Source organism: Dorea sp. BIOML-A1 (genome assembly GCF_009875615.1).
Classification (GTDB): domain Bacteria; phylum Bacillota; class Clostridia; order Lachnospirales; family Lachnospiraceae; genus Dorea_A; species Dorea_A amylophila.
The window spans coordinates 17,446-29,662 of record NZ_WWSA01000027.1 but is presented as its reverse complement, the minus strand read 5'-3'; the positions used below and the strand labels follow the sequence as shown (position 1 = coordinate 29,662).

Annotated in this window: 10 protein-coding genes; 9 read left to right on the top strand and 1 reads right to left on the bottom strand. The window is 44.2% G+C overall.

Features of this window, described 5'->3' with window-relative positions:
- Positions 1–59: 59 nt before the first annotated feature.
- From GT508_RS10805 to GT508_RS10765, 9 genes are all read left to right on the top strand, one after another.
- Positions 60–518, top strand: a complete 459-nt coding sequence (locus GT508_RS10805; protein ID WP_028088293.1) for a hypothetical protein — start codon at positions 60–62, stop codon at positions 516–518.
- A gap of 121 nt (positions 519–639) precedes the next feature.
- Complete coding sequence (ispG, locus tag GT508_RS10800; RefSeq protein ID WP_028088292.1) at positions 640–1,701, top strand: flavodoxin-dependent (E)-4-hydroxy-3-methylbut-2-enyl-diphosphate synthase; 1,062 nt, start codon at positions 640–642, stop codon at positions 1,699–1,701.
- Positions 1,694–6,205 (top strand): PolC-type DNA polymerase III, encoded by a 4,512-nt coding sequence (locus tag GT508_RS10795; RefSeq protein WP_161144219.1) that lies wholly within the window; start codon positions 1,694–1,696, stop codon positions 6,203–6,205. Before ispG ends, GT508_RS10795 begins: the two co-directional genes overlap by 8 nt.
- A gap of 23 nt (positions 6,206–6,228) precedes the next feature.
- The gene (locus tag GT508_RS10790) at positions 6,229–6,792 is read left to right on the top strand and encodes a class I SAM-dependent methyltransferase (protein WP_161144227.1); all 564 of its coding nucleotides are present in this window, start codon (positions 6,229–6,231) and stop codon (positions 6,790–6,792) included.
- Positions 6,793–6,929: 137 nt separating this feature from the next.
- Complete coding sequence (gene iorA / locus GT508_RS10785) at positions 6,930–8,678, top strand: indolepyruvate ferredoxin oxidoreductase subunit alpha (RefSeq protein ID WP_161144218.1); 1,749 nt, start codon at positions 6,930–6,932, stop codon at positions 8,676–8,678.
- Positions 8,678–9,247 carry an indolepyruvate oxidoreductase subunit beta gene (locus GT508_RS10780; protein ID WP_055284068.1) on the top strand — a complete coding sequence of 190 codons (570 nt, stop codon included), beginning with the start codon at positions 8,678–8,680 and terminating at the stop codon, positions 9,245–9,247. Before iorA ends, GT508_RS10780 begins: the two co-directional genes overlap by 1 nt.
- Before the next feature lie 18 nt (positions 9,248–9,265).
- Positions 9,266–10,597 carry a phenylacetate--CoA ligase family protein gene (locus GT508_RS10775; RefSeq protein ID WP_161144217.1) on the top strand — a complete coding sequence of 444 codons (1,332 nt, stop codon included), beginning with the start codon at positions 9,266–9,268 and terminating at the stop codon, positions 10,595–10,597.
- A gap of 15 nt (positions 10,598–10,612) precedes the next feature.
- The gene (locus GT508_RS10770; RefSeq protein ID WP_161144216.1) at positions 10,613–11,056 is read left to right on the top strand and encodes an amino acid-binding protein; all 444 of its coding nucleotides are present in this window, start codon (positions 10,613–10,615) and stop codon (positions 11,054–11,056) included.
- Between the two features lie 18 nt (positions 11,057–11,074).
- A complete protein-coding gene (locus GT508_RS10765; protein WP_161144215.1) occupies positions 11,075–11,821 on the top strand; it encodes an SseB family protein in 747 nt (248 codons plus the stop codon).
- Between the two features lie 154 nt (positions 11,822–11,975).
- On the opposite strand, the gene GT508_RS10760 is transcribed toward GT508_RS10765, so the two are convergent.
- A complete protein-coding gene (locus GT508_RS10760; protein ID WP_028088285.1) occupies positions 11,976–12,173 on the bottom strand; it encodes a cold-shock protein in 198 nt (65 codons plus the stop codon).
- Positions 12,174–12,217 lie beyond the last annotated feature (44 nt).

Sequence of the window (12,217 nt, the reverse complement as noted above, 5' to 3'; positions counted from 1 at the left end):
ATATAATCTATAATAGCGGGAATAATAAAAGACACAATAAAAAGAAGGGAAACGGATAGATGATAGAAAACAATGATGAGGCAAAAAGAAGTAAGATATGGACAGTCGTTACGTCTGTTACATCTGTCCTGATTATAATCGTAGCAATATTTCTTCTGATGAAGATGTTTACGGGGAATCCGTTAGAAGGTTCCTGGACGGATGAGGACGGTAATATGAATCTGAAGATCAGTCGTGATGGTCAGATGACGGTAACTATTCCGGCATCGGGAGAAGGAAAAGATACAGAAGTTCCGATGACATATACGATGAACAAAGAATCCAAGACGATTTCTATACAGCAGGACGATGCACAGATTCAGAAAATTGCAGAAAAGTCGGATGGACAGTATACGACAGAGACTTTGAAAAATGCAGTACAATCCATAGGAACGACATTTGAATATAGTATTGATGACGGAACGCTGACATTGACAGAGCGTGAATATGGAGAACAGATGATGTTCAATAAGAATTAAAAATGACAGCCCCTCTATATGTATGGTATAGAGGGGCATTTGTTGCTATAGGGACAAATGCGCATATGCAAGAAGAAAGACAAAAAAGAAGTTTATATATCATAAAAACGGAGGGAAAAGGATGGAAGACTACAGAAATAAAACGAAAAAAGTACAGATCGGTAATGTGTGTATCGGCGGCGGGGAGCGGATTGCGATCCAGTCTATGACGAACACGAAAACAGAAGACGTGGAAGCCTGTGTGGCGCAGATCTTAAAGCTTGAAAAAGCGGGATGCGATATTATCCGGGTTGCGGTTCCGACGATGGAAGCAGCAGAGAGTATCCGCAAGATCAAAGAACAGATACATATTCCGCTGGTGGCAGATATTCACTTTGATTATCGTCTTGCAATTGCTGCAATTGAGAACGGGGCAGATAAGATCCGTATCAATCCTGGGAATATCGGGGATGAAAAAAGAGTCCGTGCAGTGGTAGAAAAAGCAAAAGAATATAATATACCGATCCGTGTCGGAGTGAACAGTGGTTCACTGGAGAAACATCTGGTAGAAAAATATCATGGAGTAACGGCAGAAGGCCTGGTAGAAAGTGCACTGGACAAAGTACATATGATCGAAGAAATGGGATATGACAATCTGGTGGTCAGTATCAAGTCATCGGACGTTATGATGTGCGTGAAAGCGCATGAGCTCCTGGCACCGGTATGCCCGTATCCGTTACATGTCGGCATTACAGAATCAGGAACGCTGCTGGCAGGGAATATCAAATCTTCCATCGGACTGGGACTGATCTTAAGCCAGGGGATCGGTGATACGATCCGTGTATCGCTGACCGGAGATCCGGTAGAAGAGATTAAATCCGCAAAACTGATCTTAAAGACGCTGGGACTTCGGAAAGGCGGAATCGAAGTGGTATCCTGCCCAACCTGCGGAAGAACCAAGATCGATCTGATCGGACTTGCAAATAAAGTCGAAGAAATGGTGGCAGATATCCCGCTGGATATCAAGGTGGCCGTTATGGGCTGCGTGGTCAACGGACCGGGAGAAGCAAAGGAAGCAGATATCGGAATTGCCGGCGGAATCGGAGAAGGTCTTCTGATCAAGAAAGGTGAGGTCGTGAAGAAAGTAAAAGAAGACGAATTATTGGAGACATTGAGACAGGAGTTGTTACACTGGAATGAGTAAGCCGTTTTTTGAGGTATTTCCGACATTAAAAGTAAAAGATGATATTCAGATGATGTTTCAGGGTGTAGAGGTGACGAAAGTTTCCACAAATTCTACGAGAGACTTTATCCGTGTCAGCATTTACAGCAGACATCTGATCCAGAAAAAGGATATATATGAAGTGGAGCGTATGCTGAAGCAGCAGTTATTTGCCAGAAGCCATATCCAGGTGACAGTGCGGGAGCAGTATGACTTATCGGAACAGTATACACCGGAGAATCTGATGAATGAATACTACGACAGTTTTCTGATGGAACTGGATCAGAAGAGCGTTGTAGAGCGGAACATGCTCCAGAACGCCAGTTATGAATTTGAAAATGGTAATATTCTCTGTCTGACGCTGACGGATACGATTGTTGCACAAGGAAAAAAGGACTCCCTGTCGGAGTATCTGACGGGTGTATTTGCAGAGCGTTTTCAACGGCCGGTGGAGATACGGGTTCTGTATGAAAAGGCAAAAGACAGTAAGTTGAAATATAACGAAGCCAAATTAGAACAGGAAGTAGAGGCAATTCGTGAACAGTCTGAGGCTGTCAAGGCAAAGAAAGCACAGGAACAGAAAGAAGAGAAAAAAGAGGAAAAAAGTGCGTTAAAAAGCACTTCCGGTGGAGAAAACAGTAATAAAATCAGCGCTAAGAGTTCCAAATCATTTGGAAAAGGCAACTATTCGTTTGTACGTAAGGCTACGGATGATCCGAATCTGATTTACGGACGAGACTTTGACGATGAGACGATCGAACTGCAGAATGTGTTAGGCGAGATGGGTGAGATCACAATCCGTGGAAAAGTCATCAGTATGGAGACCAGAGAGATCCGTAACGAGAAGACGATCATTATGTTTGCAGTTACAGATTTTACGGATTCTATTATGGTGAAAATGTTTGTGCGGAACGATCAGCTTGCGGATATTTTGGGAGATATTAAGACAGGTGCATTTTTGAAGTTAAAAGGAGTAACAACGGTAGACCGTTTTGATTCGGAACTGAATATCCAGTCGGTAGTCGGAATCAAGAAGATCAGTGATTTTACAGAGTCAAGAGTGGATACTGCACCAGAGAAACGAGTGGAACTTCACTGCCATACCAAGATGAGCGATATGGATGCGGTAACAGACGTCACAACGCTTCTAAAGCAGGCGCATGACTGGGGACATCCGGCGATGGCGGTCACGGATCATGGTGTAGTTCAGGCATTCACGGATGCAAATCATTATATTGAGTCACTGGATAAGGACGATCCGTTCAAAGTTATCTATGGTGTGGAAGGATATCTGGTAGATGATCTGACTGATGTAGCGGTAAATGAAAAAGGGCAGTCGCTGGATGACATGTATGTAGTCTTCGATCTGGAGACAACCGGATTCAGTCCAATCAAGGATAGGATCATCGAGATCGGTGCGGTAAAGGTAGAACATGGCGTGATTACAGACAAATTCAGTACATTTGTCAATCCGAAAGTACCGATCCCGTTCCAGATCACACAGCTTACCAGCATTACCGACCAGATGGTTATGGGGGCGCCGGATATTGAGACGGTTCTTCCACAATTTCTGGAGTTCATAGGAGATGCGGCACTGGTCGCACACAATGCCTCTTTTGATGTAAGTTTTATTGAACAAAACTGCAGATATCAGGATATCCAGCCGGATTTCACATCGGTGGATACGGTGTCGATGGCGCGTATCCTTCTGCCGACGTTGTCAAAGTATAAGCTGAATGTGGTGGCAAATGCACTCCATATTTCACTGGAGAACCACCACCGGGCGGTCGATGACGCCGGGGCAACTGCGGAGATATTTGTAAAATTTGTGGAAATGTTAAAGGACAGAGGCATTTATGATCTGGCGAAGCTAAACCAGTTTGGAGAGAACAATGCTGATGCTGTCCGGAAACTTCCGTCATACCATGTGATCATTCTGGCACTGAATGAAGTGGGACGTGTGAATCTGTATACCCTGATCTCAATGTCCCATCTGAAATACTATGCAAGAAGACCAAGAATTCCAAAGAGCGAACTGTCGAAATACAGAGAAGGACTTCTGGTGGGAAGTGCCTGTGAGGCGGGAGAACTTTATCAGGCGATTCTGAATGAAAAGTCGGAAGAACGAATCGCAAAGATCGTAAACTTCTATGATTATCTGGAGATCCAGCCGCTTGGCAATAACCAGTTCATGATCGAGAGCCCGAAGATTACGAAGGTACAGAACGAGGAAGACTTAAAAGAGATCAACCGGAAGATCGTGGCACTTGGCGAACAGTTCAATAAGCCGGTTGTCGGAACATGTGATGTACATTTCATGAATCCGGAGGATGAGGTATACAGAAGGATCATCATGGCAGGGAAGGGATTCGGTGATGCGGACAGTCAGCCGCCACTGTATCTTAGGACGACTGATGAGATGCTGGAGGAATTCGAATATCTGGGATCCGCAAAGGCAAGAGAGATTGTCATTGAGAATCCGGTGAAGATCGCCGGAATGGTGGAGAAGATCACACCGGTGCGACCGGACAAGTGTCCGCCGGTCATCCCGGATTCGGATAAGATGCTGCGTGACATCTGTTATAACAAGGCGCATTCAATGTACGGGGAAGATTTGCCGGAGATTGTTACCGAGCGTCTGGAACGAGAATTGAATTCTATCATATCAAATGGATTTGCCGTTATGTATATTATTGCACAGAAACTGGTATGGAAGTCGGTGGAGGACGGATATCTGGTAGGGTCCCGTGGTTCCGTAGGATCTTCCTTCGTGGCGACCATGGCTGGGATTACAGAGGTTAACCCGTTAAGTCCTCATTATTATTGTAAAAAATGTCACTACAGCGACTTTGAGTCAGAAGAAGTCAGAAAGTTTGCCGGAGGCTGCGGATGGGATATGCCAGACCGGATCTGTCCGGTGTGTGGAGAAAAGCTTACAAAAGACGGTTTCGACATCCCGTTTGAGACATTCCTTGGATTTAAGGGAAATAAAGAACCGGATATCGACTTGAACTTCTCGGGAGATTATCAGAGTAATGCACACAAATATACGGAAGTCATCTTTGGCGCAGGTCAGACGTTTCGTGCCGGAACGGTTGGTACACTGGCGGATAAGACAGCGTTTGGGTATGTAAAGAATTATTACGAAGAACACGGACAGGGCAAGAGGAAATGTGAGATTGACCGTATCGTACAGGGATGTACGGGAATCCGGCGAAGCACCGGACAGCATCCGGGCGGTATCATTGTACTTCCGCTTGGTGAAGAGATCAACTCCTTTACGCCGGTACAGCATCCGGCGAATGATATGACGACCGATATCGTTACCACACATTTCGATTACCATTCGATCGACCACAACCTGTTAAAGCTTGATATTCTCGGACATGATGATCCGACCATGATCAAGACGCTGGAGGAATACATCAGCTCTCCGGCGATGGACAATGAATACAATGAGACGGATAATCGTTTTGATGCAACCAAGATTCCGTTGGATGATCAGGGGGTGATTTCGCTATTCCATGATACATCGGCACTTGGGATCAAACCAGATGATATCGGCGGATGTCCGGTCGGATGTCTGGGAATCCCGGAATTTGGAACAGACTTTGTTATCCAGATGGTCGTGGATACGAAGCCGAATACAATCTCGGATCTGATCCGTATCTCCGGGCTGTCACATGGAACAGACGTATGGCTGAATAATGCCCAGGAACTGATCCGGAGCGGTAAGGCAACGATTTCTACTGCAATCTGTACCCGAGATGATATCATGACGTATCTGATCAACAAGGGAATGGACAGCGAGGAATCCTTTACTATTATGGAACGTGTCCGTAAAGGAACGGTTGCCAAAGGAAAATGTAAGGAATGGCCGGAATTCAAAAAAGACATGGCTGAGCATAATGTACCGGACTGGTATGTCTGGTCGTGTGAGCAGATCAAGTACATGTTCCCGAAGGCGCATGCGGCGGCGTATGTCATGATGGCATACCGTATCGCATACTGTAAGATCAACTATCCGCTTGCATATTACGGGGCATATTTCGGAATCCGTGCAGATGCATTCTCTTATGAGATCATGTGTCAGGGGAAGGAAAAGCTTCAGTACTATATCGATGATTACAACCGTCGTTCTGCGACACTCAGCAAAAAAGAACAGGATACGATGAAAGATATGAAGATCGTTCAGGAGATGTATGCAAGAGGATTCGAATTTGAGCCGCTTGACATCTACAAAGCACAGGCAACGAAGTTCCTGATCGTAAATGGCAAACTGATGCCGCCGCTTTCCAGCATTGACGGTATGGGAGAGAAGGCTGCCGAGGCAGTTGCAGAAGCCTCAAAAGATGGGACCTATCTGTCGCTGGATGATTTCAGACAGAGAACAAAAGCAAGTAAGACCGTTATTGACACGATGGTTGATCTTGGAATCCTTGCGGATCTTCCGGCATCGAACCAGCTGTCATTGTTTGATTTTTAGGAGAGAGATAACAGATGGGAAGAATAAAACAGTCACAGATCACATACTGGTGTCACGAGATCATCCGTTCACAGGCAGAAGCAGGCGGATGTTATATCGATGCGACCATAGGAAAGGGGAATGATACCTTGTTCCTGTGTGAGCTTGCCGGAGAAAATGGAAAGGTACTTGCATTTGATATTCAACAGGAAGCACTGGATGCGACGCGAGAATTACTAAGGACACACGGAAAAGAGCAACAGGCGAAACTGATCCTGGACGGGCATGAGCATATGGACCGGTATGCAATGGAAGAGAGTACAGATGTGATCTGTTTTAATTTCGGATATCTTCCAGGCGGGGATCATAAGCTTGCAACTACATACCAGACCAGCATAGAGGCAATCGGAAAAGGTCTCGGCATACTGAAACACGGTGGTATGATGAGCCTGTGTATTTATAGTGGCGGAGATACCGGATTCGAAGAAAAAGAGAAGATTCTCGAATACATAAAAGGACTTCCGGGAAGAGAGTATACCGTGATCGTCAATGAATACTATAACCGGAAGAACTGTCCGCCGATGCCGGTATTTATATTTAAAGAGTAATCCGGAAGCAAAAGAAACGAAGACAGAAAAATTTGGAATTTGACAAATCAATGCTTTAACTCATGAAAGTATTATGTTATACTATTACAAGGTGGCGTAAACGGAATGCCGCTTACACGAAAGGATGGAAAAGAAGTATGTCAGAAAAAGTAATTATGCTTGGGAACGAGGCAATCGCCAGAGGTGCATATGAGGCCGGAGTAAAGGTATCGGCAGCATATCCTGGTACGCCTAGTACAGAGATCAGTGAGAACCTGGTCAAATATAAAGATAGTTTATACTGCGAATGGTCACCGAATGAAAAAGTTGCAACAGAAGTAGCGATCGGTGCATCCGTATCAGGAGTACGTGCTATGTCCTGTATGAAGCATGTGGGATTTAACGTGGCAGCGGATCCTACATATACCGTATCTTACATGGGAGTCAACGGAGGACTTGTCATTGTTGTTGCAGATGATCCGGGACTTTACAGCTCTCAGAACGAGCAGGATACAAGAATGGTCGCGCGCGCGGCACAGCTCCCGGTGATCGAACCATCAGACAGTGCAGAAGCAAAAGAATTTATTAAGATCGCATTTGATTTAAGTGAACAGTTTGACCGTCCGTTTGTATACCGTACGACAACAAGACTTGCACATTCACAGGGACTTGTAGAATTAAACGAACGCAAAGAGATCGAAGATAAACCATATGAGAAGAATATCCGCAAGAATGTTATGATGCCGGGAAATGCGAAACTCCGTCATGTAGAGATCGAAAAACGGAATCAGGAACTGGCAGAGGCAGCAAATACACTTCCGATCAACAGAGTTGAGATGAACGATACAAAGATCGGTGTGATCACAAGTGGAATTCCTTATCAGTATGTAAAAGAAGCACTTCCGGAAGCATCTGTGTTAAAACTTGGACTGGTGAATCCGCTTCCGAGAAAGCTGATCGAGGACTTTGCTTCGAAAGTAGATACATTATACGTTGTAGAAGAACTGGATCCTGTCATTGAGACACAGGTGAAATCTTGGGGAATCAAGGTAATTGGTAAAGAAATCTTTACGGTACAGGGAGAGTACAGTGCGAATATGATCCGTCAGGCAATCCTGAAAGAGGAACTGGACATCAGCAAACCTGCAGAGGCACCGGGAAGACCACCGATCTTATGTCCGGGATGTCCACACAGAGGTGTGTACTATGTGCTGAATAAGTTAAAGATACATGCAGCAGGTGATATTGGATGTTATACACTGGGAGCAGTTGCACCACTTAGTGTCGTGGATACAACAATCTGTATGGGAGCCAGTATCTCAAGTCTTCATGGTATGGAAAAAGCCAAAGGAAAAGAATATATCAAGAACTGGGTCGCTGTGATCGGGGATTCTACATTCTTACATACCGGTGTCAATTCGCTTATGAATATGATGTATAACAAAGCAACGGGAACAGTTATTATTTTAGATAACTCTACAACGGGTATGACCGGTCATCAGGATCATGCGGCAACCGGAAAGACACTTCAGGGAGATCCGACATACGCAATCGATATTCCTGCTTTGTGCCGCGCGATCGGAGTGAAGAATGTTGTGGAAGTCAATGCAAGAGATATCCAGGCAGTAGAGAAAGCGGTGAAAGAAGAAATCGCAAAAGATGAAGTATCTGTGATTATCACAAAGACACCTTGCGTTCTTTTGGATAAGTCGAAGAAACCGTTATATCAGACACACACAGACAAATGTAAAAAATGTGGTATGTGTATGAAACCGGGATGTCCGGCTATGACAAAGAATGCAGACGGTACCATTTCTATCGATGATACAATGTGTACAGGTTGCGGACTTTGTGCAAGCTTGTGTAAATTTGACGCAATTGAGTTAGTAAAGGAAGGTGACAGATAATGGCAGCAAAGAATATTATGATCGTCGGAGTCGGCGGACAGGGAACACTGCTTACAAGCAGAATCTTAGGAGGCCTTGCCATTGCCGGCGGCTATGATGTAAAGCTTTCCGAAGTACATGGAATGGCTCAGCGTGGCGGAAGTGTTGTAACATTTGTAAGATATGGGGATAAAGTGGCAGAACCGATCGTAGAAGAGGGGCAGGCGGATGTGATCATCGCATTCGAACGTCTGGAAGCACTCAGATATGCACATTTTCTGAAAAAGGATGGTGCACTGATCATCAATGACTGGAGAATCGATCCGATGCCGGTTGTGATCGGGGCAGCACAGTATCCGGAAAATATTATTGAGACACTCGGAGAAGAACACAGAGTCTATACAGTAAATGCAACAGAAGAAGCAAAGAAGATCGGTAATCCAAGAGTGTTCAACCTGATCGTACTTGGTGTAGCGGCTCAGCATATGGATTTTACAAAAGAACAGTGGTACGAAGTGATTGAAAAGACAGTTCCTCCGAAAACCATTGAGATTAATAAAAAAGCATTTGACGTTGGCTATCATTTATAAGGAGGTACGGAACAGGTTATGGCAAGAGTAGCACTGAAAGATTGGAAAGAACAGATCAGAGATCCGAAGATTGAGTGTATGAGCAGAGATGAGATGACTGCACTGCAGAGCGATCGTCTGGTAAAACAGGTGAAAAATGTATACGAAAATGTAGAATTTTATCGTAAGAAAATGGATGAAATAGGAGTAGAACCAGGGGATATCAAAGGGATTGAGGATATTGGTAAGCTTCCGTTTACGACGAAAGAGGACTTAAGAGCAAATTATCCGTTTGGCCTTCTGGCTGTTCCAAAAGATAAGATTGTCAGGGTTCAGGGAACATCGGGAACAACTGGAAAACTTACCCTTGCTTCTTATACACAGAAAGACATAGATGTATGGAGCGAGTGTGTGGCCAGAGGTCTTACGATGGCAGGACTTACAGCAGAAGACCGCATTCATATCTGTTATGGATATGGATTGTTCACAGGAGGCATGGGGCTGGATTTCGGAGCAAGAAAGCTTGGAGCAATGGCTATCCCGATGTCAGCAGGTAATACGAAGAGACAGCTGATGTGTATGGAAGACTTTGGCGCAACTGCATTTGCATGTACACCATCTTATGCGCTGTATCTTGCAGAGGCCGCCAATGAGGCCGGAATCGTAGACAAACTCCAGTTGAAGGTTGGAATCAACGGGGCAGAGCCATGGACAGAAGAGATGCGTCTGAAGATCGAAGAACTCCTGGATGTAAACTGCTTTGATATCTATGGCCTGTGCGAGGTTACAGGACCAGGTGTAGCTTTAGAGTGTATCCATCATAATGGTATGCATGTATATGAAGACTATTTCTATCCGGAAGTATTGAACCCGGCTGATAACAGCCATTGCGCAGACGGAGAGATCGGAGAATTGGTATTTACAACACTTGCCAAAGAAGGTATGCCGTTACTTCGTTACAGAACCAAAGACCTTACAAGTATTGATCATTCTACCTGTGAATGCGGACGAACACTTCCGAGAATCTCAAAATTCAAAGGACGTACCGATGATATGAAGGTTATCCGCGGAGTCAATGTATTCCCGACACAGGTTGAGACTGCACTGCTTTCTGTCGGTGGAGGAGTTGCACCGCATTATCTGATGATCGTTGACCGTGAGAATAATCTGGATGTGCTGACCGTTATGGTAGAAGTGGATGAAAAATATTTCTCAGATGAGATTCGTAAACTGGATGAGTTAAAGAATAAAGTTGCGGCAGTCTTAAAACAGGCACTCGGTGTTGCAGTAAGAGTGAAACTCGTAGAGCCAAAGACCATCGAAAGAAGTGAGGGTAAGGCAAAACGTGTCATTGATAACAGAGATTTATAAACAGGAGGAAATAATATGGGCGTAAGTAATACCGTACAACAGTTATCGGTTTTTTTGGAAAACAGAGAAGGACGTCTGGAAGAAGTATTAGATGTACTCGCAAAAAGCAATGTGAATATCGTAGCACTGAGTCTTGCGGATACATCTGATTATGGAATGCTGCGTATGATCGTATCAGATCCGCATAAGGGACGCATGGCATTAAAGGAAGTAGGGATTACTTCGATGCTGACAGATGTAGTAGCACTTCGTGTACCACATGCAACCGGTTCATTGAGCAAAGCAATGCATCAGATCGTGGACGGTGAAGTAAACATTGAATATATGTACGCTTTTGCAAATGGAGATGATGCGGCAGCAGTATTAAAGAGTGATGATGCGGCAAGAGTAATCGATATTCTGAAAGGAAGCGGCTTTGATGTGTACAGTGCAGATGAAGCGTATCGTGCAAACCAATAGACGTGAAAGAGGAACAGTATGGGTGTAGATAAGAGTGATGTTTTAAAGAAAATGAGGGAAGCAGAAGCCATCTATGTATTGATGTCTGATTGTACCAGAATGCCTTTCGTAGTGTGCGATCCGGAGACTTATGATGATCAGGTGCTGATTTTCTTCTCTGAAGAAGAAGCCATGAAGGGCGGACAGGAATTCCTGAAAGAGGGAAATCCTCTGAAGATATTTAATATTGAAAATAAATACATGCTTCCATTTTACAGCAGTTTATTCCCGGCCGGAGTGAATGGGATGTGGGTAGGAAAAGATACAGAAGAAGAGATCAAGCTTCAACTCACAGAACTGGTCAGAAGACCGGAGCAGAAACCGGGAGAGGAACCGATCGAGAATCCGAGTTTCCAGATTACAGCTATGTACTTCATGCAGAAAGCACGTAAGCAGAAAGAAATGAAGATTACAGAAGATATGAAGGATCTTCAGGAAGAATTGATGGCGCATTATCAGGATGCAACTTTCATTACTGCGGTCACGGAAGAGAAGAAAATGCCGGTGTTGAATAAGAATGACGGACAGGTATTATTGCCATTATTTACCGATGTTCAGGAGTTTCTGAAGTTCCAGAACAACCATTCGGATACAAGATATTCTATGGGAGTGCTGGAAGCGGTAAAAGTTCCGGAAGCAATGGGTGATGAAATGACAGGTGTAGTGGTGAATCCATTTGGTGTGGATCTGCAACTGAATATTGTAAGACCACAGAATCAGAATTAGTACTTACAGGTACGAAAAAGCCGGATAACATTTGTTATCCGGCTTTTTTTCGTAATCTCTCGCATTAAGTCATGTATTTCTTTTAAATATTCAAATCTGAAATAGCTATATTTTAATATATAAAAAGTACATCAAAAACTTAGATTCGTTATGATTAGAGCGGTGTTACATTAACAGCCTGTGGTCCTTTGGCGCCGTCTGTAACTTCGTATTCCACTTCCTGACCTTCTTCAAGCGTCTTGAATCCATCCATGTTCAGTCCTGAATAATGAACGAATACATCATGACCTTCAGCGTCAGAAATGAAACCGTAACCTTTTTGGTTGTTAAACCATTTTACAGTACCTTTCATGATCATACCTCCATAAAATATTATTAAATCGCATATTTATATAG